We start from the raw sequence: 25812 nt of genomic DNA, 5'->3' as shown, positions 1-25812 counted from the left end.
AATGACAGAAAAAGTAAAACAGCTTGCCGCTCCGGTAACGGGCAGTGATGAAATCGATATCGGTCGCCTGGTGGGAACCGTCATTGAAGCGCGCTGGTGGGTGCTTGGCATTACGGCAGTATTTGCGCTGTGCGCCGTGATTTACACGCTATTCGCCACGCCGATTTACAGCGCCGACGCGCTGGTGCAAATCGAGCAAAATACCGGTAACTCGCTGGTGCAGGATATTGGCTCTGCGCTGGCCAATAAACCGCCGGCATCAGAAGCGGAAATTCAGCTGATTCAGTCGCGTCTGGTTCTGGGGAAAACCGTTGACGATCTCGACCTGGATATCTCCGTCACCAAAAACACCTTCCCGCTGTTTGGCGCAGGCTGGGAGCGCCTGATGGGGCGGCAGAATGAGACGGTGAAAGTGACAACGTTCACCCGTCCAAAAGAGATGGGCGAGCAGGTTTTCACGCTTAACGTGCTGAGTGACAAAACCTACGAACTGACCAGCGACGGCGGCTTTAGCGCGCGCGGTCAGGCCGGGCAACTGCTGAGTAAAGATGGCGTGACGATGATGGTGAGCGCTATCCATGCCCGCCCGGACAGTGAATTTACCGTCACTAAATTCTCCACGCTTGGGATGATCAACAATCTGCAAAACAACCTGACCGTGACGGAAAACGGCAAAGATACCGGCGTATTGAGCCTGGCCTTTACCGGTGAAGACAAGGATCAGATCCGCGATATTCTCAACAGCATCACCCGCAACTATCTCGAACAGAACGTTGAGCGGAAATCTGCGGAAGCGGCGAAAAGCCTGGCGTTCCTGGCGAAACAGTTGCCGGAAGTGCGCAGTCGCCTGGACGTCGCGGAAAACAAACTCAACGCCTTCCGTCAGGATAAAGACTCCGTGGACTTACCGCTGGAGGCCAAGGCGGTGCTGGATTCGATGGTGAATATCGACGCCCAGCTTAACGAACTGACCTTCAAAGAGGCGGAAATCTCCAAGCTGTTTACTAAAGCGCATCCGGCTTACCGTACGCTGCTGGAAAAACGTAAAGCGCTGGAAGATGAAAAAGCCAAACTGAACGGGCGCGTGACGGCAATGCCGAAAACGCAGCAGGAAATTGTGCGTCTGACGCGCGACGTCGAATCCGGTCAGCAGGTTTATATGCAACTGCTGAACAAGCAGCAGGAGCTGAAGATCACCGAGGCCAGCACCGTCGGGGATGTGCGTATTGTTGACCCGGCGATTGCCCAGCCGGGCGTGCTGAAGCCGAAAAAAGCGCTGATTATTCTTGGCAGCATTATTCTTGGCCTGATGCTCTCTATCGTCGGCGTGTTGCTGCGTTCGCTGTTTAACCGTGGGATTGAAAGTCCGCAGGTGCTCGAAGAACACGGCATCAGCGTCTATGCCAGCATTCCGCTGTCGGAGTGGCAGAAAGCGCGCGATAACGTCAAAACGATTAAGGGCGTTAAGCGCTACAAACAGAGCCAGTTGCTGGCGGTGGGGAATCCAACCGATCTGGCGATTGAGGCGGTGCGTAGCCTGCGTACCAGTCTGCATTTCGCCATGATGCAGGCGCAAAACAATGTGCTGATGTTGACCGGGGTCAGCCCGTCTATCGGCAAAACCTTTGTCTGCGCCAACCTGGCGGCGGTCATCAGCCAGACCAACAAACGCGTGCTGCTGATCGACTGCGATATGCGTAAAGGCTATACCCACGAGCTGCTGGGCACCAACAACGTGAATGGTCTGTCAGACATTCTGGTGGGCAAAGGGGATATCGCCTCCTGCGCCAAACCCACCTCCATCCCGCATTTCGATCTGGTGCCGCGCGGACAGGTGCCGCCTAACCCGTCGGAACTGCTGATGAGCGAGCGCTTTGGCGAACTGATTGCCTGGGCCAGCGCGCGCTATGACCTGGTCTTAATCGATACGCCGCCGATTCTGGCGGTGACCGATGCGGCGATCGTCGGACGGCATGTCGGCACCACGCTGATGGTGGCGCGTTACGCTGTTAACACATTAAAAGAGGTGGAAACCAGCCTGAGCCGCTTTGAGCAGAACGGCATTCCGGTAAAAGGCGTAATCCTCAACTCCATCTTCCGACGGGCGACCGGTTATCAGGATTACGGTTACTACGAGTACGAATACAAGTCGGATTCAAAATAATAAGTCGCCTGATGACGCTGCGCTTATCAGGCCTACAGGGCCGACAAAATTGCTGGTGACTGTAGGCCGGATAAGGTGTTTACGCCGCCATCCGACACTATCCGGGGAATGAGAATGACAATAGACAACCCACTGATTTCGATCTACATGCCAACCTGGAATCGGCAGCAACTGGCGATTCGCGCGATTAAATCGGTGCTGCGCCAGGACTATACCCACTGGGAAATGATCATTGTGGATGACTGCTCCTCATCGTATGAGCAGTTGCAGCAGTTTGTTGAAGGGTTAAACGACCCGCGCGTGCGCTACACCCACAATGCGATCAATTCCGGCGCCTGCGCGGTGCGTAATCAGGCCATTATGCAGGCGAAAGGGCAGTACATCACCGGGATCGATGATGATGATGAATGGACGCCGAACCGTCTGAGCGTGTTCCTTGAACATAAGCATCAGCTGGTAACGCACGCGTTTTTATACGCCAATGACTATGTCTGTGAAGGCGAGGTTTACTCGCAGCCGGCCAGTCTGCCGCTGTACCCGAAATCGCCGTACTCACGCCGTCTTTTTTATAAACGCAATATCATTGGCAATCAGGTCTTTACCTGGGCCTGGCGTTTTAAAGAGTGCCTGTTTGATACCGAACTGAAAGCCGCGCAGGACTACGATATTTTCCTGCGCATGGTGGTTGAGTACGGCGAACCGTGGAAAGTGGAAGAGGCGACGCAGATTCTGCACATCAATCACGGTGAAATGCAGATCACCTCCTCGCCGAAAAAGTTCTCCGGCTACTTCCATTTCTACCGCAAGCATAAAGACAAATTCGACCGCGCCAGCAAAAAGTATCAGCTGTTTACGCTGTACCAGATCCGCAATAAGCGAATGACCTGGCGCACGTTGCTGACGCTGTTTTCTGTGCGTAACGGCAAACGCCTGGCTGACGGACTGCGGGGGCGTTAAGGATGCTGGAGGATCTACGCGCAAACAGCTGGAGTCTGCGCCCGTGCTGCATGGTGCTGGCCTACCGCGTCGCCCATTTTTGTTCCGTCTGGCGCAAAAAAAATGTGCTGAATAACCTGTGGGCCGCGCCGGTGCTGGTGCTGTACCGCCTGATGACCGAATGCCTGTTTGGTTACGAAATTCAGGCCGCCGCAACCATCGGCCGACGCTTCACCATCCATCACGGTTATGCCGTCGTGATCAATAAGCATGTCGTCGCGGGCGACGACTTCACCGTGCGTCATGGCGTCACCATCGGCAACCGGGGTGGCGACAGCCTGGCGTGCCCGGTCATTGGTAACGGCGTTGAGCTGGGCGCTAACGTCATTTTGCTGGGGGATATCACCATCGGCAATAACGTGACTATCGGGGCGGGCAGCGTGGTGCTCGACACGGTTCCCGATAACGCGCTGGTAGTGGGAGAGAAGGCGCGAGTGAAGGTAATTAAATGAATATTCTGCAATTTAATGTTCGACTGGCGGAAGGCGGCGCGGCGGGCGTGGCATTAGACCTGCACCTGCGCGCGCTACAAAAAGGCCTGACCTCGCACTTTGTCTATGGCTACGGCAAAGGCGGGAAGAAAAGCGTCAGCCACAGCAACTACCCGCATGTGATTAAACAGACGCCGCGTCTGACATCGGTCGCCAATATCGCGCTGTTTCGTCTGTTTAACCGCGACCTTGTTGGCAATCTCGATAACCTGTACCGCAAAGTGACCCGGACACCCGGCCCGCTGGTGCTGCATTTTCATGTGCTGCACAGCTACTGGCTGAATCTGGCAGAGGTTGTCGCTTTCTGCGAGAAGGTGAAAAACCACAAGCCGGACGTGAGGCTGGTCTGGACGTTGCACGATCACTGGAGCGTGACCGGACGCTGTGCCTTTACCGACGGTTGTGAAGGCTGGAAAAGCGGCTGTCAGAAATGCCCGACGCTGACCAATTATCCGCCGGTAAAAGTGGACAGAGCGCACCAGCTGGTGGTGGGCAAGCGGCAGCTGTTTCAGCAGATGCTCTCGCTGGGCTGTCAGTTTATCTCTCCCAGCCAGCATGTGGCGGAGGCGTTTAACAGCCTGTACGGGGCAGGGCGTTGTCGCATTATCAATAATGGCATTGATGTGGCGACCGAAGCGATTCTGTCCGAACTGTCGCCGGTGAGCGAGCGCCAGGGCAAACCGAAAATTGCCGTGGTGGCGCACGATCTGCGCTATGACGGCAAAACAAACCAGCAACTGGTGCGCGACATGATGGCGGCAGGCAACAACATTGAGCTGCACACCTTCGGTAAGTTTTCCCCCTTCGACGGTGAGAACGTGGTGAATCACGGCTTTGAAACCGATAAACGCAAGCTGATGAGCGCCCTTAACCAGATGGATGCGCTGGTGTTCAGCTCCCGGGTCGATAATTACCCGCTGATTTTGTGTGAAGCGTTATCTATCGGCGTGCCGGTGATCGCCACGCACAGCGACGCGGCGCAGGAGGTGTTGGCAAAATCGGGCGGGCGAACGTTCAGTGAAGACGAGGTGCTTAACCTGGTGCAGATGAGCAAATCTGACATTGCCCAGGCCGTATTTGGCGCCTCGCTGGAGGCCTTTTGCGAGCGTAGCCGCACCGCATACAGCGGACAACAGATGCTGGAGGAGTATGTCTCGTTCTATCAGAATCTGTAGTTACCTGCTGCTGCCGCTGATCTACCTGCTGGTCAACGTCAAAATTGCCCAACTGGGCGAAAGCTTCCCCATCACCATCGTCACCTTTTTACCCGTTTTGCTGTTGTTGTTCATTGAGCGCATCAGCATTAAAAAATTGATGATTGCGCTGGGCGTGGGGGCAGGGCTGACGGCGTTTAACTACCTGTTCGGTCAGTCGCTGGATGCCAGCAAATATGTCACCTCGACGATGCTGTTTGTTTACATCGTCATCATTATCGGCATGGTGTGGAGTATTCGCTTTAAAACCGTTTCCCCGCATAACTACCGCAAGATATTACGTTTTTTCTATATGGTGGTGGCGTTTGTGGTGGCGCTGGCGGCAGTTGAGATGGCGCAGATCATTCTTACCGGCGGCAGCAGCTTAATGGAAGGAATTTCGAAATATCTTATTTACAGTAATAGCTATGTGCTGAATTTTATTAAATTTGGCGGTAAGCGAACCACTGCGCTCTATTTTGAACCGGCGTTTTTTGCTCTGGCGTTAATCTCAATTTGGCTCAGCATCAAACAGTTTGGTATCAAAACCCCTAAGACCGATGCTATGATTCTGGCAGGGATAATATTATCAGGATCATTTTCAGGGGTAATGACCTTTATCCTGTTTTACTTACTGGAGTGGGCATTTCAGTATCTGAATAAGGATGCGATAAGGAAAAAATTGCCGCTGGCGATTATTTCGTTGGGCGTATTTTTAGTCGGTGTGGTTTTTGCATTTCCTTATATCGCTGAACGTCTTGGAGATTTAGGAACGGAAGGCTCATCATCGTATTATCGTATCGTTGGGCCATTAGTGATGGTCGGTTATTCGTTAACCCATATTGATGGCGTAGTCAGATTTGGCTCACTTTATGAATATGTCGCATCATTCGGAATTTTTAACGGTGCGGATGTCGGGAAAACAATAGACAATGGCCTGTATCTGCTGATTATTTATTTCTCATGGTTCGCGGTGTTATTGACCGCATGGTACATGTGGAAAATCTTAAAAATGACGCTGAATGCGTTTGGCGATAATCAGAATTTTCGGGTGCAGCTTTATCTCTTTACGCCGGTATCGTTGTTTTTTACCGGTTCGATATTTAGCCCGGAATATGCATTTTTAATCGTTTGTCCTTTTATTTTGCGCAAAGCGCTAAATATTACGAATTCATGACGAGGTGGTTTTATGTTACTTAGCGTCGTTACTGTCGCCTTTCGTAATTACGACGGCGTGGTAAACACCTGGCGCTCGCTGCGCAACCTGGCGCGCGATCCCAGCCTGACCTTTGAATGGATTGTCGTGGACGGCGGTTCGGATGACGGCACCGCCCAGTTTCTGGAAAAACTCAACGGTGAGTTTAACTTACGCTTCGTGAGTGAAAAAGATCGCGGCATTTACGACGCGATGAACAAAGGCATTGCGATGGCGCAAGGGCGCTATACTCTTTTCCTCAATTCCGGCGATGTGTTTCATGAAGATGTCACCGATTTTGTCCGTCAACTGGGGCGAAAAAATGATGACGCGATGTACATTGGTGACGCGTTGCTGGATTTTGGTGAAGGAAATAAAACCCGACGAAGCGCCAAACATGGCTGGTATATCTACCACAGCTTACCCGCCAGCCATCAGGCTATTTTCTTCCCGACCGCAGGGCTGAAAAAACATCCATACGATCTGCAATATAAGGTGTCATCTGATTACGCGCTGGCAGCCAGTCTTTATAAATCAGGCTATCCTTTCCGTCGAATCAAAGGGTTGGTGTCTGAATTTTCTATGGGCGGCGTGTCAACCTCAAATAATCTGGAATTATGCCGGGATGCAAAAAACGTGCAGCGTAAAATATTACGCGTACCCGGATTCTGGGCGGAATTATCTTATTTACTACGTCTGAAAACGACAGGCAAAGCAAAAGCCTTATATAACAAAGCCTGAATATAAGGAAAAATGATGCAGGATTTAAGCGGCTTCTCGGTGCCGAAAGGGTTCCGGGGCGGCAATGCAATAAAAGTGCAATTATGGTGGGCGGTGCAGGCGACGTTATTTAGCTGGTCGCCGCAGGTGATGTATCGCTGGCGCGCATTTTTATTACGGATGTTTGGCGCAAAAATAGGAAAAAACGCAGTCATCCGACCTTCTGTAAAAATTACGTATCCGTGGAAATTGACGTTAGGTGATTACGCCTGGGTCGGCGATGACGCCGTTTTATATACGCTGGGTGACATTACGATTGGCGCACACTCTGTTATTTCGCAGAAAAGCTATTTATGTACCGGCAGTCATGATTATGCCAGCGCCCATTTTGATATTAACGCCACGCCAATTGTGATTGGCGAGAAATGCTGGCTGGCGACGGATGTCTTTGTCGCTCCCGGCGTAACGATAGGCGACGGCACCGTCGTTGGTGCGCGAAGCAGTGTTTTTAAATCGCTACCGGCAAACACAATCTGCCGTGGCAATCCCGCAGTGGTAACGCGCGAGCGCGTTGAGAAAGTTACTCCCTAACGGGACTATTTGAGGAAAATAAAATGTCAAAAGTCGCTCTCATTACTGGCGTAACCGGGCAGGATGGTTCTTACTTGGCGGAACTTCTGCTGGAGAAAGGTTACGAGGTTCATGGTATCAAGCGTCGCGCGTCTTCGTTCAATACCGAACGCGTGGATCATATCTATCAGGACCCGCATGCCAGCAACCCGAAATTCCACCTGCACTACGGTGATCTGACCGACTCATCCAACCTGACCCGCATTTTGCAGGAAGTGCAGCCGGATGAAGTCTACAACCTGGGGGCAATGAGCCACGTTGCGGTTTCGTTTGAGTCCCCGGAATACACCGCCGACGTAGATGCGCTGGGTACGCTGCGTCTGCTGGAGGCGATCCGCTTCCTGGGCCTGGAAAAGAAAACCCGTTTCTATCAGGCCTCCACCTCTGAGCTGTACGGTCTGGTGCAGGAAATTCCGCAAAAAGAGACCACTCCGTTCTATCCGCGCTCTCCGTATGCCGTCGCCAAACTGTACGCCTACTGGATCACCGTTAACTACCGCGAATCCTACGGCATCTACGCCTGTAACGGCATTCTGTTCAACCATGAATCTCCACGTCGCGGCGAAACCTTCGTGACCCGCAAAATCACCCGCGCGATTGCCAATATCGCTCAGGGGCTGGAGTCCTGCCTGTTCCTCGGCAACATGGATTCCCTGCGTGACTGGGGTCATGCCAAAGACTACGTCAAGATGCAGTGGATGATGCTGCAACAAGAGACGCCGGAAGATTTCGTGATCGCGACCGGCGTGCAGTACTCCGTGCGCCAGTTTGTCGAAATGGCGGCGGCACAGCTGGGGATCAAACTGCGCTTTGAAGGGGAAGGCGTGGAAGAGAAAGGGATTGTCGTTTCTGTCACCGGTCATGACGCGCCGGGCGTGAAGCCGGGTGATGTGATTATTGCCGTTGACCCGCGCTACTTCCGTCCTGCGGAAGTGGAAACCCTGCTGGGCGACCCGTCAAAAGCGCACGAGAAGCTGGGCTGGAAACCGGAGATCACACTCCAGGAGATGGTGTCTGAAATGGTTGCGAAAGACCTGGAAGCGGCGAAGAAACATTCCTTGCTGAAATCTCATGGCTACGAGGTTGCCATCGCGCTGGAGTCCTGAGGATGATGAAACAACGTATTTTTGTGGCGGGCCATCGCGGGATGGTGGGTTCCGCCATCGTAAGACAGCTGGCGCAGCGCGAGGATGTGGAGCTGGTGCTCCGCACCCGCGACGAGCTGAATTTGCTGGATAGCCGGGCGGTACAGGCATTCTTCGCTGAAGAACGCATTGACCAGGTTTATCTGGCGGCGGCGAAGGTGGGCGGTATTGTCGCCAACAATACGTACCCGGCCGATTTCATCTACGAGAACATGATGATTGAGAGCAACATCATTCACGCCGCGCATCTGCACAACGTGAACAAGCTGTTGTTCCTCGGTTCCTCCTGTATCTACCCCAAACTGGCGAAACAGCCGATGGCGGAAAGCGAACTGCTGCAAGGGTCGCTTGAACCAACCAACGAGCCGTATGCCATCGCAAAAATTGCCGGGATCAAACTGTGCGAGTCCTGGAATCGCCAGTTTGACCGCGATTACCGCTCGGTTATGCCGACCAACCTGTACGGGCCGCATGACAACTTCCACCCGAGTAATTCGCACGTCATTCCCGCGCTGCTGCGTCGCTTCCATGAAGCGACCGAACAGAACGCGCCGGATGTAGTGGTATGGGGCAGCGGGACACCGATGCGTGAGTTCCTGCATGTGGATGATATGGCTGCTGCCAGCATCCATGTGATGGAGCTGGATCGCGAAGTGTGGCAGGAGAACACGCAGCCGATGCTCTCGCACATCAACGTCGGTACTGGTGTGGATTGCACCATTCGGGAGCTGGCGCAAACGATCGCTCAGGTCGTGGGCTACAAAGGGCGGGTGGTGTTTGACGCCACGAAACCGGACGGCGCGCCGCGCAAACTGCTCGACGTAACGCGTCTGCATCAGCTTGGCTGGTATCACGAGGTGTCGCTGGAGGCCGGGCTTGCCAGCACTTACCAGTGGTTCCTTGAGAACCAGCACCGGTTCCGGGGGTAAACATGTTTTTACGTCAGGAAGATTTCGCTACCGTCGTGCGCTCTACGCCGCTGATCTCCATTGATTTGATCGTGGAGAATGAGCGCGGCGAATTTCTGCTGGGCAAGCGCACCAATCGCCCTGCGCAGGGTTACTGGTTCGTACCGGGCGGGCGCGTGCAGAAGGATGAGACGCTGGAAAAAGCGTTTGAGCGTCTCACTCAGGCGGAACTGGGGCTGCGTTTACCGCTGTCCGCAGGCGCGTTTTATGGCGTCTGGCAGCACTTCTATGACGATAACTTCTCCGGCGAAGACTTTACCACTCATTACGTTGTGCTTGGTTTTCGCCTGAAGGTGAATCAGGCGGATCTGCATCTGCCTGATGAACAACATGAAGATTATCGCTGGCAGACGCCTGAGCGGCTTCTGGCAAGCGCCAGCGTTCACGACAACAGTCGGGCGTACTTCCTCGCGGATCGTCAGTCCGGGACGCCTGGATGTTACACGAAATCATTCAGCCTGAATCAAGGCGGCAGGGGTGAGCAGATGCAGCCAACGCAGAGTCAGGTTGAAGGATGAAGCGTATGAGAATCCTTGTGTACGGCATCAACTACTCGCCGGAGCTAACCGGCATCGGTAAATACACCGGCGAGATGGTGGAGTGGATGGCGCGTGAAGGGCATGAAGTTCGGGTGATCACCGCGCCGCCTTATTACCCGCAGTGGAAAGTGGGCGAGCAGTATTCCTCCTGGCGTTATCGCCGGGAAGAGGGGGCGGCCACCGTCTGGCGCTGCCCGTTATATGTTCCGACGCAGCCATCGACGCTGAAACGCTTGCTGCACCTGGGCAGTTTCGCCCTGAGCAGTTTCTTCCCGCTGATGGCGCAGCGACGCTGGAAGCCGGATCGGATTATCGGCGTGGTGCCGACGCTGTTTTGCACGCCGGGTATGCGTTTGCTGGCGAAACTCTCCGGCGCGCGCACGTTGCTGCACATTCAGGACTACGAGGTGGATGCGATGCTCGGTCTGGGGCTGGCCGGGCAAAGCAAGAGCGGTAAGGTTGCCCGACTGGCCGCCGCGTTCGAGCGCAGCGGTCTGCACAACGTCGATAACGTCTCCACCATCTCCCGCTCAATGATGAATAAAGCGCAGGAAAAAGGGGTCGCGGCAGACAAGGTGATTTTCTTCCCTAACTGGTCGGAAGTGGCGCGTTTTCGCGACGTGACCGCTAGCGATGCGGCCCGTTTACGCCAGACGTTGGGGTTGCCGGATGATAAAAAAATCATTCTGTACTCCGGCAATATTGGTGAAAAACAAGGGCTTGAGAACGTGATCGACGCTGCTGAGCGTCTTACCGATCGCCCCTGGTTGTTTGTCATTGTCGGGCAGGGCGGCGGCAAAGCGCGGCTGGAAAAAATGACCCGTGAGCGCGGCCTGGATAACGTCAAATTTTATCCGCTTCAGCCTTATGAAGCCTTACCTGCGCTGCTGAAGATGGGCGATTGCCATCTGGTGGTGCAAAAGCGCGGCGCGGCGGATGCCGTTTTGCCGTCGAAACTGACCAATATTCTGGCGGTGGGCGGCAATGCGGTGATTACCGCTGAACCGGAAACCGAACTCGGCCAGCTTTGTCGCGACTATCCCGGCATTGCCGTTTGCGTGGAACCGGAGTCGGTCGACGCGCTGGTGACGGGGATTACCCAGGCGCTTGCCATGCCTGAGAACAACACGGTGGCATGCGAATATGCCGAACGCACGCTCGATAAAGAGAACGTGTTACGTCAATTTATTACAGATATTCGGGGATAAATCATGGGTCAACGTAAACTTTATCCGGTCGTGATGGCGGGTGGCTCGGGTAGCCGTTTATGGCCGCTTTCTCGTGTACTTTATCCAAAACAGTTTCTCTGCCTGAAGGGCGATCTCACCATGCTGCAAACGACCATTTGTCGTCTGAACGGCGTGGAGTGCGAAAGCCCGGTGGTGATCTGCAATGAGCAGCACCGCTTTATTGTCGCCGAACAGTTGCGCCAGCTAAACAAACTGACGGAGAACATTATTCTCGAACCTGCCGGGCGCAATACCGCGCCAGCGATTGCGCTGGCGGCGCTGGCGGCGAAACGCCACAGCCCGGAAGGCGATCCGCTGATGCTGGTACTGGCGGCCGATCACGTCATTGCTGATGAAGGGGCGTTTCGCGACGCGGTGCGTAACGCCATTCCGTATGCCGAAGCGGGCAAACTGGTCACGTTCGGCATCGTGCCGGATCTGCCGGAAACCGGCTATGGCTACATTCGTCGCGGCGATGTCTCTCCCGGCGAGCAAGACGCGGTCGCTTTTGACGTCGCGCAGTTTGTCGAAAAACCCAATCTTGAAACCGCGCAGGCCTACGTGGCGAGCGGCGACTACTACTGGAACAGCGGGATGTTCCTGTTCCGCGCCGGGCGTTATCTGGAAGAACTGAAAAAATACCGTCCCGATATTCTGGACGCCTGCGAAAACGCGATGAGCATCGTTGACCCCGACCTCGATTTTATCCGCGTGGATGAAGAGGCGTTCCTCGCCTGCCCGGAAGAGTCGGTGGACTACGCGGTGATGGAGCGCACGGCGGATGCGGTGGTTATGCCGATGGATGCCGGCTGGAGCGACGTGGGTTCCTGGTCTTCACTGTGGGAAATCAGCGCGCACACCGCCGAGGGAAACGTGCATCACGGCGACGTTATTAGCCATAAAACGGAAAACAGCTACGTTTATGCGGAGTCGGGCCTGGTGACGACCGTCGGGGTGAAAGACCTGGTGGTTGTACAGACCAAAGATGCGGTGCTGATTGCCGATCGCAATGCGGTGCAGGATGTGAAAAAAGTGGTGGAGCAGATTAAAGCTGACGGGCGTCATGAGCACCATATCCACCGTGAAGTCTACCGGCCGTGGGGCAAATACGACTCCATCGACGCTGGCGACCGTTATCAGGTGAAACGTATTACCGTTAAACCCGGCGAGGGGCTCTCCGTGCAGATGCATCACCATCGGGCGGAGCACTGGGTGGTGGTTGCAGGGACGGCAAAAGTCACCATCAACGGCGAAATCAAACTGCTCGGTGAAAACGAGTCTGTCTACATACCTCTGGGGGCGACCCACTGCCTGGAGAATCCGGGAAAAATTCCGCTCGACCTGATTGAAGTCCGCTCCGGTTCGTACCTTGAAGAGGACGACGTGGTGCGCTTCGCCGATCGCTACGGGCGGGTGTAAGCCTGGTAAGTTGCCGGATGGCGCGTTGCTTATCCGGCCTACAGGTCCGTAGTCCCGGTAAGCGCAGCGCCACCGGGCAATAAAACAAAAATTGAAAAAGGCTCTTACGAGAGTCAGGGCCAACTGTTGCCTGAAGAAGGGTAAAAAACATGACGAAATTAACCTGTTTTAAAGCCTACGATATTCGCGGCAGGCTGGGCGAAGAGTTGAATGAGGATATCGCGTGGCGTATTGGCCGCGCTTACGGCGAGTTCCTGCAACCGAAAACCATTGTGCTGGGCGGCGATGTGCGCCTGACAAGCGAGTCGCTGAAACTGGCGCTGGCGAAAGGGTTGCAGGATGCGGGCGTTGACGTACTGGATATTGGCCTTTCCGGCACGGAAGAGATCTATTTTGCGACCTTCCATCTGGGCGTCGATGGCGGTATTGAAGTGACCGCCAGCCATAACCCGATGGACTACAACGGTATGAAACTGGTGCGCGAGGGCGCGCGCCCCATCAGCGGCGACACCGGCCTGCGCGACGTGCAGCGTCTGGCGGAAGCCAATGATTTTCCACCGGTCAACGAAGCCAGACGCGGCAGCTATAAGCAGATCAATCTGCGTGACGCCTACATCGACCACCTGTTCGGCTACATCAACGTCAACAATCTCACGCCATTGAAGCTGGTCATCAACTCCGGCAACGGCGCGGCAGGCCCGGTGGTGGATGCTATTGAAGCCCGCTTTAAGGCGCAGGGCGTGCCGGTTGACTTCATCAAAATCCACAACACGCCGGACGGCAACTTCCCGAACGGCATCCCTAATCCGCTGCTGCCGGAGTGTCGCGATGACACCCGCAACGCCGTTATTGAACACGGCGCAGATATGGGCATTGCCTTCGACGGGGATTTCGACCGCTGCTTCCTGTTTGATGAGAAAGGGCAGTTCATTGAGGGCTACTACATTGTCGGCCTGCTGGCGGAGGCATTTCTGGAGAAACACCCTGGGGCGAAGATCATCCATGACCCGCGTTTGTCCTGGAACACTGTTGATGTGGTGACGGCGGCGGGCGGCACGCCGGTGATGTCGAAAACCGGCCATGCCTTTATTAAAGAACGTATGCGCCATGAAGATGCTATCTACGGCGGCGAAATGAGCGCCCATCACTATTTCCGTGATTTTGCGTACTGCGACAGCGGGATGATCCCGTGGCTGCTGGTGGCGGAGCTGGTATGTCTGAAAGGGCAGTCGCTGGGGGAACTGGTGCGTGACCGGATGGCGGCGTTCCCGGCCAGCGGTGAAATCAACAGCAAACTTGCAGAGCCTGCGGCCGCCATCAGCCGGGTGGAAGCACACTTTGCGCGTGAAGCGCTGACGGTGGACAGAACTGACGGCATCAGCATGTCGTTTGCCGACTGGCGCTTCAACCTGCGTTCTTCCAATACCGAACCGGTGGTGCGGCTGAACGTGGAATCACGCGGCGACATTCCGCTGATGGAAGCGCGAACGCGAACCCTGCTGACGTTGCTGAATCAGTAATGTCGGTTCTTCCCTTACCCGGCGACGGGTAAGGGGCTAATAACAGGAACAACGATGACAAATCTAAAAAAGCGCGAGCGAGCCAAAACCAATGCATCGTTAATCTCTATGGTGCAACGCTTTTCGGATATCACCATCATGTTTGGCGGGTTATGGGTTGTCTGCAAGCTGAGCGGATTGCCTTTCCTGTATATGCATCTGTTGGTGGCGCTGATCACGCTGGTGGTTTTTCAGATGCTGGGCGGCATAACTGATTTTTACCGTTCCTGGCGCGGCGTGAAGATTTCGACGGAACTGGCGCTACTGCTGCAAAACTGGACGCTGAGTCTGGTCTTCAGCGCGGGCCTGATTGCCTTCAATAACGACTTCGATAACCGTCTTACCGTCTGGCTGGCGTGGTATGCGCTCTCCAGCGTAGGTCTGGTGGTCTGCCGCTCGTTCATTCGCTACGGAGCCGGATGGCTGCGTAACCGTGGGTACAACACGCGCCGGGTGGCGGTGGCGGGGGATCTTCCTGCCGGTCAGTCGCTGCTGGACAGCTTCCGCAAGGAGCCGTGGTTGGGTTTTGAAGTGGTCGGCGTTTACTACGATCCGAAACCGGGCGGCGTCTCTTCTGACTGGGCCGGAAATCTGCAACAGCTGGTCGAGGATGCCAAAGCCTCACGTATTCATAACGTCTATATCGCCATGTCGATGAGTGACGGGGCGCAGGTAAAAAAACTGGTGCGCGCTCTGGCGGACACCACCTGCTCAGTCATCCTCATCCCGGATGTTTTTACCTTCAATATTCTGCACTCGCGCATTGAAGAGGTAAGCGGCGTGCCGGTCGTGCCGCTGTATGACACGCCGCTGTCAGGGATCAATCGTCTGCTGAAACGCGCGGAAGATATCGTGCTGGCGTCGCTGATTCTGCTGCTGATCTCTCCGGTGCTGTGTTGCATTGCGCTGGCGGTCAAATTCAGTTCGCCAGGGCCGATCATTTTCCGTCAGACTCGTTATGGCATGGACGGTAAGCCGATCAAAGTGTGGAAATTCCGCTCCATGAAGGTGATGGAAAACGACAAAGTGGTGACGCAGGCGACGCAAAACGACCCGCGTGTAACCCGCGTGGGGAATTTTCTGCGCCGTACCTCGCTTGATGAACTGCCGCAGTTTATCAACGTTCTGACCGGCGGTATGTCTATCGTTGGGCCGCGCCCGCACGCGGTGGCGCATAACGAGCAGTATCGCCAGCTTATCGAAGGCTACATGCTGCGCCATAAAGTCAAACCCGGCATTACGGGGTGGGCGCAGATCAACGGCTGGCGCGGCGAGACCGACACGCTGGAGAAAATGGAAAAGCGCGTGGAGTTTGATCTGGAGTACATCCGTGAGTGGAGCGTGTGGTTTGACATCAAGATTGTTTTTCTGACGGTGTTCAAAGGCTTTGTGAATAAAGCGGCGTACTGAGGAACGATCATGAGCTTACGAGAAAAAACCATCAGTGGGGCGAAGTGGTCGGCGATCGCTACGGTTATCATCATCGGGCTGGGACTGATTCAGATGACCGTGCTGGCGCGGATTATTGATAATCACCAGTTTGGTCTGCTGACCGTGTCGCTGGTGATTATCGCTCTCGCCGATACGCTGTCGGACTTCGGTATTGCCAACTCCATTATCCAGCGTAAAACGATAAGCCACCTCGAACTCACCACCCTGTACTGGCTGAACGTTGGCTTAGGGCTGGCGGTGTGCGTCGTGGTGTTTTTGCTTAGCGACGTGATCGGCAACGTGCTGCATAACCCCGATCTGGCGCCGCTGATTAAAACCCTGTCGCTGGCGTTTGTGGTGATCCCTCACGGGCAGCAATTTCGCGCGTTGATGCAAAAGGAGCTGGAATTTAACAAAATAGGCATGATCGAGACCAGCTCGGTGCTGGCAGGGTTCACCTTTACCGTGGCCAGCGCCCATTTCTGGCCGCTGGCAATGACGGCGATCCTCGGCTATCTGGTCAACAGCGCCGTCCGTACGCTGCTGTTCGGCTATTTTGGCCGGAAGATCTACCGCCCCGGCCTGCATTTTTCGCTGGCGTCTGTTTCGTCGAACCTGCGCTTTGGCGCATGGCTGACGGCGGACAGCATCATCAATTACGTCAATACTAACCTGTCGACGCTGGTGCTGGCGCGTATTCTCGGCGCGAGCGTCGCCGGGGGATACAACCTTGCTTATAACGTGGCGGTGGTTCCGCCAATGAAGCTTAACCCGATCATTACCCGCGTATTGTTCCCGGCGTTCGCCAAAATTCAGGATGATACGGAGAAGCTGCGCGTCAACTTCTACAAGCTGCTGTCGGTCGTGGGGATTATTAATTTTCCCGCGTTGCTCGGTCTGATGGTGGTATCGAATAATTTTGTACCGCTGGTTTTTGGCGAGAAGTGGAACAGCATCATTCCGGTGCTGCAACTGCTGTGCGTGGTGGGGCTGTTGCGCTCTGTCGGCAACCCGATTGGTTCGTTGCTGATGGCGAAAGCGCGCGTCGATATCAGCTTCAAATTCAATGTGTTCAAAACCTTTCTGTTCATTCCGGCAATTATCGTTGGCGGCCATCTGGCGGGGGCGACAGGCGTGACGCTGGGCTTCCTGCTGGTGCAGATCATCAATACCGTTCTGAGCTATTTCGTCATGATTAAACCGGTGCTGGGGTCGAGCTACCGCCAGTACATCCTTAGCCTGTGGCTACCGTTTTATCTCTCTTTACCTACCCTGGCGGTGAGCTATGGGTTGGGGATTGCGCTGAATGGACATCTGCCGCTGAGCGTACTGCTGGCAACGCAAATCGTGGCGGGCGCGCTGGCCTTCGCCGTGATGATTGTGCTTTCGCGCCATCCGCTGGTGGTGGAGATGAAGCGCCAGTTTTGCCGTAGCGAAAAAATGAAAACACTGCTTCGCGCAGGATAACTTTTGCCGGATGGCGACGTTTACGCGTCGTATCCGGCCTATGAATTGATTTTGCTGTAGGCCGGATAAGGCGACAGCCGCCATCCGGCAACGATTTTAAGGGGCAAATATGAAATTACTGATCCTGGGCAACCACACCTGCGGCAACCGTGGCGACAGCGCAATTTTGCGCGGCCTGCTGGATGCCATTAACCGTCTTGAGCCTGACGCAGAAGTGGATGTGATGAGTCGCTATCCGGTGAGCTCATCCTGGTTATTGAATCGCCCGGTGATGGGCGATCCGCTCTATTCGCAGATGAAGCAGCACAATAACGCGGCGGGCGTGATGGGGCGCGTGAAAAAAGTGCTGCGTCGCCGCTATCAGCATCAGGTACTGCTCTCCCGCGTCACCGATACCGGCAAGCTGCGCAATATTGCCATTGCGCAAGGGTTTACCGACTTCGTGCGTCTGTTATCCGGTTATGACGCCATTATCCAGGTCGGGGGCTCGTTTTTCGTCGATCTGTACGGTGTGCCGCAGTTTGAACATGCGTTGTGTACTTTTATGGCGAAGAAGCCGCTGTATATGATTGGTCACAGCGTCGGCCCCTTCCAGGACGAGCAGTTCAACACGCTGGCGAATTACGTCTTTGGTCATTGTGATGCGTTGATTCTGCGTGAATCAGTCAGTCTGGAGCTGATGAAGCGTAGCGATATCACCACGACGAAAGTTGAAGCGGGGGTCGATACCGCCTGGCTGGTTGATCATCACAATGATGATTTTGAACCGGCTTATGCCGTTCAGCACTGGTTAGCCCTTGCCGGAAAGCAAAAGACGGTTGCGATTACGCTGCGTGAACTGGCGCCATTCGATAAGCGTCTGGGAACCACCCAACAGGCTTACGAGAAGGCGTTTGCTGGCGTGGTGAACCGTATCCTTGAGGAAGGCTATCAGGTGATTGCGCTGTCAACCTGTACCGGTATCGACAGCTATAACAAAGACGATCGCATGGTGGCGTTAAACCTGCGCCAGCACGTCAGCGATCCGGATCGTTACCATGTGGTAATGGACGAACTCAACGATCTTGAAATGGGTAAAATCCTCGGCGCCTGTGAGCTGACCGTGGGCACGCGCCTGCATTCCGCCATTATTTCCATGAATTTCGCGACCCCTGCGATTGCCATTAATTATGAGCACAAATCTGCCGGAATTATGCAACAGCTGGGATTGCCTGAAATGGCGATCGACATTCGTCATTTGCTGGACGGCAGCCTGGAAGCGATGGTGGCCGATACGCTGGGGCAGTTGCCCGCGCTCAACGCGCGACTGGCGGACGCCGTAAACCGCGAGCGTGAACAGGGCTTTCGCATGGTGCAGTCAGTATTAACCCGTATCGGGGAGGGGAAATGAAGGTCAGCTTCTTTTTACTGAAGTTCCCACTGTCGTCAGAGACCTTCGTGCTGAACCAGATCACCGCGTTTATCGATATGGGGTTTGAGGTGGAAATTGTCGCGTTGCATAAAGGCGACCTTGAGAACACGCATGCGGCGTATGACACCTACCGCCTGGGTGAAAAAACGCACTGGCTGCTGGATGAGCCGGAAGGCAAGCTGGCGAAGCTGCGCTATCGCGCCATTGCGTCTTTGCGTGGCGGTACGCGCGCATCGACCTGGAAGGCGCTGAATGTTTCACGTTACGGTGATGAAGCGCGCAACCTGATTCTGTCCGCAATCTGCGGGCTGACGCCAAAAATGTTCCAGGCGGATGTTTTTATCGCCCATTTTGGCCCGGCGGGCGTAACGGCGGCGAAGTTGCGGGAACTTGGCGTGATCAAAGGCAAAATCTCCACCGTTTTTCACGGTATTGATGTATCGCACCGCGATGTGCTCAATCACTACACGCCTGAATATCAACGCCTGTTCCAGCGTGGCGATCTCATGCTGCCCATCAGTGAATTATGGGCAGGACGCCTTAAAACGATGGGGTGCCCGCCCGAGAAAATTGCGGTCTCGCGGATGGGCGTCGATATGACGCGCTTTACTCACCGTCCGGTAAAAGCGCCGGGTACGCCGCTGGAGATTATCTCCGTGGCGCGATTAACCGAGAAGAAAGGACTGCACGTAGCGATTGAGGCCTGCCGACAGCTCAAAGCGCAGGGGGTGGCGTTCCGTTATCGCATCCTGGGCATGGGGCCGTGGGAGAGACGCCTGCGCACATTGATTGAACAGTACCAGCTTGATGATGTGATTGAGATGCCCGGCTTTAAGCCCAGCCATGAAGTGAAAAAGATGCTGGATGACGCGGATGTGTTTCTGCTGCCGTCCATCACCGGTACGGATGGCGATATGGAAGGTATTCCGGTGGCGCTGATGGAAGCGATGGCAGTCGGGCTGCCGGTGGTTTCAACCGTTCACAGTGGAATTCCTGAACTGGTGGATGCCGGTAAGTCGGGCTGGCTGGTGCCTGAAAATGATGCTGAGGCGTTGGCGGAGCAACTGGCGGCATTCAGTCGTATCGACACCGAGTCGTTGCGGCCTGTGGTACAACGCGCCCGTGAAAAAGTTGAGGCTGATTTTAATCAGCAGGTAATTAATCAACAGTTAGCCAGCCTGCTGCAAACGATGTAAACCGAGGTTGTATGCCAGAGAATAAACTCTCCCGTCGCACCTTCCTGACGGCAGGCTCTGCGCTTGCCGCACTTCCTGTCCTCCATTCCCCCTTTGCCCGCGCGCTTGAACCCCGGCAAACCGTCAATATTCAGGATTATAACCCCCGAGACTGGATAGCCTCGTTTAAACAGGCGTTTAGCGAAGCGCAGACGGTCGTTGTTCCTGCGGGGCTGGTCTGCGAGAACGTCAATACCGGCATCTTTATCCCGGCAGGAAAAACGCTGCATGTGCGTGGGCGCTTAAGCGGCAATGGTCGCGGTCGGTTTGTGTTGCAGGATGGCTGCCAGGTAACAGGGGAGCAGGGCGGCGGCCTGCACAACATCACCCTGGATGTGCGCGGTTCAGATTGCACCATCAGGGGGATTGCCATGAGCGGGTTCGGCCCCGTTACCCAGATCTACATTGGCGGCAAAAAGCCGCGAGTGATGCGTAATCTCACCATTGATGATATTACGGTCAGTCATGCAAATTACGCCATTCTGCGCCAGGGATTCCACAACCAGGTGGACGGCGCGCGCATCACCAACGGCCGATTCAGCGATCTGCAAGGGGATGCTATCGAATGGAACGTGGCGATTAACGATCGTAACATTCTGATCTCTGACCATGTTATAGAACGCATCGACTGCACCAACGGGAAAATCAATTGGGGGATTGGCATCGGGCTGGCGGGCAGCACCTACGATAATGCCTACCCGGAAGAGCAAACCGTAAAGAACTTTGTCGTGGCCAATATTACCGGATCGGATTGCCGACAACTGGTTCATGTGGAGAACGGAAAACACTTTATCATTCGTAATGTAAAAGCGCGGAATATCACGCCTGATTTCAGTAAGAAAGCGGGCATTGATAATGCGACGGTAGCAATTTATGGGTGTGATAATTTCGTGATTGATAATATCGATATGGTGAATTGTGCGGGGATGCTTATTGGTTATGGCGTCGTCAAAGGCAAATATTTATCCATTCCGCAAAATTTCAAATTAAATGATATTCATCTTGATAACACTCGCCTGGACTATAAACTGCGCGGCATTCAGATCTCTTCAGGGAATGCGACCTCCTTTGTGGCGATCACCAATCTGGAGATGAAGCGCGCTACGCTTGAACTACACAACCAGCCTCAGCATCTTTTCCTGCGTAATATCAAGGTAATGCAGGAGTCTGCGACAGGGCCCGCGCTGAAGATGCACTTTGATCTGCGTAAAGATATACGCGGCAAGTTTATGGCGAAACAGGACACTTTGCTGTCGCTGGCGAACGTTCATGCAGTCAATGAGAAGGGGCAGAGCTCTGTCGATATCGACAGGATTAACCACAAGGTGGTGAATGTGGAAGCGGTCAATTTCAGGTTGCCGGAGCGGGGGAGGTAGTTTTGCGACCATTCCTGGCGAAAGTTACTCATACTTAAGATTATGGCTACTGCAATCTGCGGATAAGCGGCGTACCATCACATCCAACGCCATAATGTAATTCATGCTGGCTAAAACATGCTAAAGAGCTATAATTCAGCAACCATTTTATAGGTGGATGAAATAATGATTAATTTGAAAGCAGTTATTCCGGTAGCTGGTCTGGGTATGCACATGTTGCCTGCCACCAAGGCAATCCCCAAAGAGATGCTGCCGATTGTTGACAAACCGATGGTACAGTACATTGTTGACGAAATTGTTGCTGCTGGGATCAAAGAAATCGTTCTGGTTACTCACGCTTCCAAAAATGCGGTAGAGAACCACTTCGACACCTCCTACGAATTAGAGTCACTTCTGGAGCAACGCGTGAAACGTCAGTTGCTGGCGGAAGTGCAGTCCATTTGCCCACCAGGCGTGACGATTATGAACGTTCGCCAGGCTCAACCGCTGGGTCTGGGGCATTCCATTTTATGCGCGCGTCCTGTGATTGGCGACAACCCGTTTGTGGTGGTGCTGCCTGATATCATCATTGATGACGCGACGGCCGATCCGCTTCGCTATAATCTTGCGGCAATGGTAGCGCGTTTCAACGAAACGGGGCGCAGCCAGGTGCTGGCAAAACGCATGAAAGGCGACCTTTCAGAGTATTCCGTTATCCAGACCAAAGAACCTCTGGATAATGAGGGGAAAGTCAGCCGTATTGTTGAGTTTATTGAAAAGCCGGATCAACCGCAGACGCTGGACTCAGATCTGATGGCGGTAGGTCGCTATGTGTTGTCGGCAGATATCTGGGCAGAACTGGAAAGAACAGAGCCTGGCGCCTGGGGCCGTATCCAGTTGACGGATGCAATTGCAGAACTGGCGAAAAAACAGTCTGTTGACGCCATGCTGATGACAGGCGATAGCTACGACTGCGGTAAGAAAATGGGCTATATGCAAGCGTTTGTGAAGTACGGGCTGCGCAACCTGAAGGAAGGAGCGAAGTTTCGGAAGGGAATTGAGGCGTTGCTTAACGAGCAGTACTAATTCATCGCCTGCGGTGGTGAGAGGACTAATCATAACGGCAGTAAACGTTCTGAAAACCTGAGGGAAAATCAGAATGTTGCTGTCGTTTTTGTTTATGTAAGTTATTAAATAATAATGAGTTAACTACCAAATTTAAGTTATGATTTTGATGCATTTTCCCTTGTTTCTCACTGCGTTTGGTAAGACAATTAGCGTTTGAATTTGGGAGCATTCTGCTTAAGCAGAATGGGCTCGTAATATCTTTGCTAAACGCGTAGTGGACTGGTAGCTGTAAAGCCAGGGGCGGTAGCGTGCCTGAAAAATATGGGCATCTCTGTTCATTAAGAGGTAAAAGCGCTTCAAGGGGCGATAGCTTGGCCCACCACTACAATAATTCTGGTCAATTTATATGCTATGAGATAAATATGTTTGTGTTTTTTGTTGGGCCTTCTTCAGGTAAAATAACAGGTCAATCCGTAGCTTTTAATCTCATCTATAAAAATTATAAGGGTAAGAAATCCCTCGTTGATTATCTTGATTTCTCCGGAAGTAAATGCAAGGTTTTTTTACATTACTTTCTGTCTATGTTTATGTTTGTCGCATTGAATTTAATGTATCTGCTAAGCGTTAAAGTTGTGTATATCACAACAAGTCGAACTTATTTAGGATTTTTTCGCGATTCATTTTTTATTTTGGTTGGTTGGTTATTTAGAGCAAAAATAGTTAACCATTTACATGGTTCTGATTTTCTCTATTTCAGAAATAAACAGCCTCGATTTATTCAGTCAATTATTGACTTTGTATATAATAAAATCGATATTTCAATCGTGCTGACAGAGGCAATGAAAGAGCAATATAAAGCATATGAAAAAATGCGCTTGCTGGTTGTCTCGAATTGTTACTCTGGTCTGACTGAATTCGGTAATAAAAACATTCTTCAGAAAAATGAGATTCAATTCGTTTATCTGTCAAACTTAATGTACTCGAAAGGTGTATTGCATCTGATCAGAGCTGTAAAGCAGGCGCACGAGGCCGGTGTCCCCGTGAAGCTCATTCTTGCCGGAGCGATATGTTCTGATGAATATTATTCCGAGAATGAATTAAGCAGTCTGATTGATGCAGAGATCTCAACGGTTAATTACATTAAGTATGTGGGCGTTGTAAAAGGGAAGCAAAAAAACGATCTTCTTTTGAATACTGATATTTTTGTATTACCCACTTTTTACCGCTCTGAAGCTCAGCCCATTTCTATCATCGAAGCGATGTATTATGGCTGCGCAATTATCACTACCAACCATAATTACCTGAAAGACTTTGTAAATAATGAGCATGGAATAATTGTGGAAAAAGAGAGCCAACAAGCTCTGTCTGATGCTATTAACCTTATTCATGAAAATAAAACGCGCTTCATTGATGTTTCTGAAAGCAACATGAAGTTAGCTAGAACATTTTATTCTCCTGAGAACTACATTCAAAGAATAACAGATATTATTACCGAGGAATAAATGAAAACAGCATTGATTACAGGCGTGACCGGACAGGATGGTTCATATCTGGCTGAGTTCTTGTTGGAAAAAGGTTACGAAGTTCATGGGATTAAACGTCGTTCTTCCTCATTCAACACTGAGCGAGTTGACCACCTATACCAAGATCAGCACGCAGAAAACCCTAAATTTATTTTACATTATGGGGATTTAACTGATACCTCAAACTTGGTTCGCTTAATTCAGAAAATCAAACCTGATGAGGTCTATAATTTAGGTGCGCAGTCTCACGTTGCTGTGTCATTTGAATCGCCGGAGTATACAGCGGATGTTGATGCGCTCGGCACGTTACGCCTGCTGGAAGCTATTCGTATCTCAGGGCTGGATAAAAAAACCAGATTTTACCAAGCTTCCACCTCGGAATTGTATGGCTTAGTGCAGGAAATTCCTCAGCGCGAGTCTACGCCTTTCTATCCGCGTTCTCCTTATGCGGTCGCTAAGCTTTATGCGTACTGGATTACGGTAAATTATCGTGAATCCTATGGCATGTATGCCTGTAATGGTATCCTGTTTAACCATGAGTCTCCCCGTCGCGGAGAAACGTTTGTCACGCGTAAAATCACACGCGCAATTGCAAACATCTCTCAGGGAATTGAAAACTGTCTATATTTAGGAAATATGGATTCACTGCGCGATTGGGGACACGCTAAAGATTATGTCCGCATGCAGTGGATGATGCTGCAGCAGGAAAAGCCGGAAGATTTTGTCATTGCCACAGGCAAACAAATATCAGTACGTGACTTTGTGAGGATGTCTGCAAAAGAGGTCGGGCTCGAAATCGAGTTTACAGGCACTGGCGTGGATGAAATTGGCACTGTCGTGAAGAAGCTTAACGATTGTGCGACCGGAGTTAATGTCGGCGATGTGATCGTTCGGGTCGATCCGCGCTATTTCCGTCCGGCAGAAGTTGAAACGCTGCTCGGAGAACCGGAGAAGGCGAAACGAGTATTAGGTTGGGTTCCTGAAATTACCGTCGAAGAGATGTGCGCTGAAATGATTGCGAATGATTTATCAAAAGCGAAGCAGCATGCATTGCTCAAAACGCATGGGTACGATGTTTCTGTCTCAATGGAGCGTTAACCTAATGTCTAAAAAAAGAGTTTATGTTGCCGGACATCGCGGTATGGTGGGATCGGCAATTTGCCGCGTTCTGGAAGGGCGAGATGACGTTGAACTGGTCGTCAGAGCTCATGCTGAACTTGATTTAACCTCTCAGGAAGAGGTTAAGAAATTTTTTGCTGCAGAACAAATCGATCAGGTTTATCTGGCGGCTGCTAAGGTGGGAGGCATACATGCCAATAACACCTATCCCGCTGAATTTATCTACCAGAATCTTATGATCGAATGCAATATTATCCATTCTGCTCATGAGTCTGGGATCCAAAAGCTTCTTTTCCTCGGATCCAGTTGCATCTATCCGAAGCTGGCGGAACAACCGATGAAGGAAACAGCGCTGCTTACCGGCACGCTGGAGCCTACCAATGAGCCGTATGCCATCGCCAAAATCGCCGGTATCAAGCTATGCGAATCCTATAATCGCCAGTATGGACGTGACTATCGCAGCGTGATGCCGACGAATCTGTATGGTATTAATGATAATTTTCATCCTGAGAATTCACATGTTATCCCAGCGCTGATGAGGCGCTTCCATGAAGCTAGGGTTGAAAATCAGTCTGAGGTGGTTGTCTGGGGCACGGGAACGCCGAAGCGCGAGTTTTTATATGTAGATGATATGGCTGAAGCTTCTGTTCACGTAATGGAACTGGATGAGAAAATCTATCAGGAAAATACTCAATCCATGGTTTCGCATATTAACGTCGGCACTGGTGAAGACTGTACTATCCGTGAAATGGCTGAAACGATGGCGACCGTAGTCGGATATACGGGAAAAATCGTTTTTGACGCATCAAAGCCGGATGGAACACCCAGAAAATTAATGGACGTTAACCGCCTCAGGAACTTAGGCTGGCAGTATCGGTATAATCTGCAGGATGGTCTGCAGCTTACTTATAACTGGTATTTGTCTAATCTGAATACGACTAGGGGGTGAGTTTAA

Annotated in this window: 21 protein-coding genes and 1 pseudogene; all 22 read left to right on the top strand. The window is 52.7% G+C overall.

Features of this window, described 5'->3' with window-relative positions; genetic code table 11:
- Position 1: 1 nt before the first annotated feature.
- Positions 2 to 2164: a tyrosine-protein kinase Wzc gene (gene wzc, locus OGV50_RS15475; protein WP_071258913.1), complete on the top strand. Its 2163-nt coding sequence runs from the start codon at positions 2 to 4 to the stop codon at positions 2162 to 2164.
- 114 nt (positions 2165 to 2278) lie between these two features.
- Entirely contained in the window at positions 2279 to 3121 is an 843-nt protein-coding gene (gene wcaA / locus OGV50_RS15470) for a colanic acid biosynthesis glycosyltransferase WcaA (protein ID WP_024130193.1), read from the top strand.
- A gap of 2 nt (positions 3122 to 3123) precedes the next feature.
- Entirely contained in the window at positions 3124 to 3612 is a 489-nt protein-coding gene (gene wcaB, locus OGV50_RS15465; protein WP_049011279.1) for a colanic acid biosynthesis acetyltransferase WcaB, read from the top strand.
- Entirely contained in the window at positions 3609 to 4826 is a 1218-nt protein-coding gene (gene wcaC, locus OGV50_RS15460; protein ID WP_286488612.1) for a colanic acid biosynthesis glycosyltransferase WcaC, read from the top strand. The genes wcaB and wcaC overlap by 4 nt, the downstream gene beginning before the upstream one ends.
- Complete coding sequence (wcaD, locus tag OGV50_RS15455) at positions 4801 to 6021, top strand: colanic acid polymerase WcaD (protein WP_012131705.1); 1221 nt, start codon at positions 4801 to 4803, stop codon at positions 6019 to 6021. Before wcaC ends, wcaD begins: the two co-directional genes overlap by 26 nt.
- A 12-nt stretch (positions 6022 to 6033) precedes the next feature.
- Complete coding sequence (gene wcaE, locus OGV50_RS15450; RefSeq protein ID WP_012131706.1) at positions 6034 to 6780, top strand: colanic acid biosynthesis glycosyltransferase WcaE; 747 nt, start codon at positions 6034 to 6036, stop codon at positions 6778 to 6780.
- 15 nt (positions 6781 to 6795) lie between these two features.
- Positions 6796 to 7350, top strand: coding sequence for a colanic acid biosynthesis acetyltransferase WcaF (gene wcaF, locus OGV50_RS15445; RefSeq protein ID WP_047462599.1), 555 nt, complete (start codon positions 6796 to 6798; stop codon positions 7348 to 7350).
- A 23-nt stretch (positions 7351 to 7373) separates the two neighbouring features.
- On the top strand, positions 7374 to 8495 hold the full coding sequence (gmd, locus tag OGV50_RS15440; RefSeq protein ID WP_012131708.1) for a GDP-mannose 4,6-dehydratase: 1122 nt from the start codon (positions 7374 to 7376) through the stop codon (positions 8493 to 8495).
- A gap of 2 nt (positions 8496 to 8497) precedes the next feature.
- Entirely contained in the window at positions 8498 to 9463 is a 966-nt protein-coding gene (gene fcl, locus OGV50_RS15435; RefSeq protein WP_047462602.1) for a GDP-L-fucose synthase, read from the top strand.
- A 2-nt stretch (positions 9464 to 9465) separates the two neighbouring features.
- Positions 9466 to 9939: pseudogene (locus OGV50_RS15430) on the top strand (GDP-mannose mannosyl hydrolase); the annotation flags it as partial.
- Between the two features lie 86 nt (positions 9940 to 10025).
- Positions 10026 to 11249 carry a colanic acid biosynthesis fucosyltransferase WcaI gene (wcaI, locus tag OGV50_RS15425; protein WP_200090807.1) on the top strand — a complete coding sequence of 408 codons (1224 nt, stop codon included), beginning with the start codon at positions 10026 to 10028 and terminating at the stop codon, positions 11247 to 11249.
- Positions 11250 to 11252: 3 nt separating this feature from the next.
- Complete coding sequence (cpsB, locus tag OGV50_RS15420; protein ID WP_012131712.1) at positions 11253 to 12689, top strand: mannose-1-phosphate guanyltransferase; 1437 nt, start codon at positions 11253 to 11255, stop codon at positions 12687 to 12689.
- A 149-nt stretch (positions 12690 to 12838) separates the two neighbouring features.
- A complete protein-coding gene (cpsG, locus tag OGV50_RS15415) occupies positions 12839 to 14209 on the top strand; it encodes a colanic acid biosynthesis phosphomannomutase CpsG (protein WP_012131713.1) in 1371 nt (456 codons plus the stop codon).
- A 54-nt stretch (positions 14210 to 14263) separates the two neighbouring features.
- On the top strand, positions 14264 to 15658 hold the full coding sequence (wcaJ, locus tag OGV50_RS15410) for an undecaprenyl-phosphate glucose phosphotransferase (RefSeq protein ID WP_047462612.1): 1395 nt from the start codon (positions 14264 to 14266) through the stop codon (positions 15656 to 15658).
- 9 nt (positions 15659 to 15667) lie between these two features.
- Positions 15668 to 17146, top strand: coding sequence for a colanic acid undecaprenyl disphosphate flippase WzxC (gene wzxC, locus OGV50_RS15405; protein WP_200090806.1), 1479 nt, complete (start codon positions 15668 to 15670; stop codon positions 17144 to 17146).
- A 109-nt stretch (positions 17147 to 17255) separates the two neighbouring features.
- Positions 17256 to 18536 carry a colanic acid biosynthesis pyruvyl transferase WcaK gene (wcaK, locus tag OGV50_RS15400; RefSeq protein WP_200090805.1) on the top strand — a complete coding sequence of 427 codons (1281 nt, stop codon included), beginning with the start codon at positions 17256 to 17258 and terminating at the stop codon, positions 18534 to 18536.
- The gene (gene wcaL / locus OGV50_RS15395) at positions 18533 to 19753 is read left to right on the top strand and encodes a colanic acid biosynthesis glycosyltransferase WcaL (RefSeq protein WP_047462621.1); all 1221 of its coding nucleotides are present in this window, start codon (positions 18533 to 18535) and stop codon (positions 19751 to 19753) included. Before wcaK ends, wcaL begins: the two co-directional genes overlap by 4 nt.
- An 11-nt stretch (positions 19754 to 19764) precedes the next feature.
- Positions 19765 to 21168, top strand: coding sequence for a colanic acid biosynthesis protein WcaM (gene wcaM / locus OGV50_RS15390; RefSeq protein ID WP_200090804.1), 1404 nt, complete (start codon positions 19765 to 19767; stop codon positions 21166 to 21168).
- A gap of 165 nt (positions 21169 to 21333) precedes the next feature.
- Positions 21334 to 22233 carry a UTP--glucose-1-phosphate uridylyltransferase GalF gene (gene galF / locus OGV50_RS15385; RefSeq protein WP_115614707.1) on the top strand — a complete coding sequence of 300 codons (900 nt, stop codon included), beginning with the start codon at positions 21334 to 21336 and terminating at the stop codon, positions 22231 to 22233.
- 290 nt (positions 22234 to 22523) lie between these two features.
- On the top strand, positions 22524 to 23717 hold the full coding sequence (locus tag OGV50_RS15380; protein ID WP_147294127.1) for a glycosyltransferase family 4 protein: 1194 nt from the start codon (positions 22524 to 22526) through the stop codon (positions 23715 to 23717).
- Entirely contained in the window at positions 23718 to 24836 is a 1119-nt protein-coding gene (gene gmd / locus OGV50_RS15375; RefSeq protein ID WP_115614709.1) for a GDP-mannose 4,6-dehydratase, read from the top strand.
- A gap of 4 nt (positions 24837 to 24840) precedes the next feature.
- Positions 24841 to 25806, top strand: a complete 966-nt coding sequence (gene fcl, locus OGV50_RS15370) for a GDP-L-fucose synthase (RefSeq protein ID WP_200003431.1) — start codon at positions 24841 to 24843, stop codon at positions 25804 to 25806.
- Positions 25807 to 25812: the final 6 nt, after the last annotated feature.

The organism is Citrobacter sp. CK180 (assembly GCF_030333655.1).
GTDB classification, from domain to species: domain Bacteria; phylum Pseudomonadota; class Gammaproteobacteria; order Enterobacterales; family Enterobacteriaceae; genus Citrobacter_B; species Citrobacter_B koseri.
This window is presented reverse-complemented; position numbering and strand designations above follow the sequence as displayed.

Bases quoted from the DNA above. Each gene is read 5' to 3' on its own strand.
- wzc (WP_071258913.1), top strand. From the start codon at position 2: ATGACAGAAAAAGTAAAACAGCTTGCCGCTCCGGTAACGGGCAGTGAT.
- wcaA (WP_024130193.1), top strand. From the start codon at position 2,279: ATGACAATAGACAACCCACTGATTTCGATCTACATGCCAACCTGGAAT.
- wcaB (WP_049011279.1), top strand. From the start codon at position 3,124: ATGCTGGAGGATCTACGCGCAAACAGCTGGAGTCTGCGCCCGTGCTGC.
- wcaC (WP_286488612.1), top strand. From the start codon at position 3,609: ATGAATATTCTGCAATTTAATGTTCGACTGGCGGAAGGCGGCGCGGCG.
- wcaD (WP_012131705.1), top strand. From the start codon at position 4,801: ATGTCTCGTTCTATCAGAATCTGTAGTTACCTGCTGCTGCCGCTGATC.
- wcaE (WP_012131706.1), top strand. From the start codon at position 6,034: ATGTTACTTAGCGTCGTTACTGTCGCCTTTCGTAATTACGACGGCGTG.
- wcaF (WP_047462599.1), top strand. From the start codon at position 6,796: ATGCAGGATTTAAGCGGCTTCTCGGTGCCGAAAGGGTTCCGGGGCGGC.
- gmd (WP_012131708.1), top strand. From the start codon at position 7,374: ATGTCAAAAGTCGCTCTCATTACTGGCGTAACCGGGCAGGATGGTTCT.
- fcl (WP_047462602.1), top strand. From the start codon at position 8,498: ATGATGAAACAACGTATTTTTGTGGCGGGCCATCGCGGGATGGTGGGT.
- wcaI (WP_200090807.1), top strand. From the start codon at position 10,026: ATGAGAATCCTTGTGTACGGCATCAACTACTCGCCGGAGCTAACCGGC.
- cpsB (WP_012131712.1), top strand. From the start codon at position 11,253: ATGGGTCAACGTAAACTTTATCCGGTCGTGATGGCGGGTGGCTCGGGT.
- cpsG (WP_012131713.1), top strand. From the start codon at position 12,839: ATGACGAAATTAACCTGTTTTAAAGCCTACGATATTCGCGGCAGGCTG.
- wcaJ (WP_047462612.1), top strand. From the start codon at position 14,264: ATGACAAATCTAAAAAAGCGCGAGCGAGCCAAAACCAATGCATCGTTA.
- wzxC (WP_200090806.1), top strand. From the start codon at position 15,668: ATGAGCTTACGAGAAAAAACCATCAGTGGGGCGAAGTGGTCGGCGATC.
- wcaK (WP_200090805.1), top strand. From the start codon at position 17,256: ATGAAATTACTGATCCTGGGCAACCACACCTGCGGCAACCGTGGCGAC.
- wcaL (WP_047462621.1), top strand. From the start codon at position 18,533: ATGAAGGTCAGCTTCTTTTTACTGAAGTTCCCACTGTCGTCAGAGACC.
- wcaM (WP_200090804.1), top strand. From the start codon at position 19,765: ATGCCAGAGAATAAACTCTCCCGTCGCACCTTCCTGACGGCAGGCTCT.
- galF (WP_115614707.1), top strand. From the start codon at position 21,334: ATGATTAATTTGAAAGCAGTTATTCCGGTAGCTGGTCTGGGTATGCAC.
- gmd (WP_115614709.1), top strand. From the start codon at position 23,718: ATGAAAACAGCATTGATTACAGGCGTGACCGGACAGGATGGTTCATAT.
- fcl (WP_200003431.1), top strand. From the start codon at position 24,841: ATGTCTAAAAAAAGAGTTTATGTTGCCGGACATCGCGGTATGGTGGGA.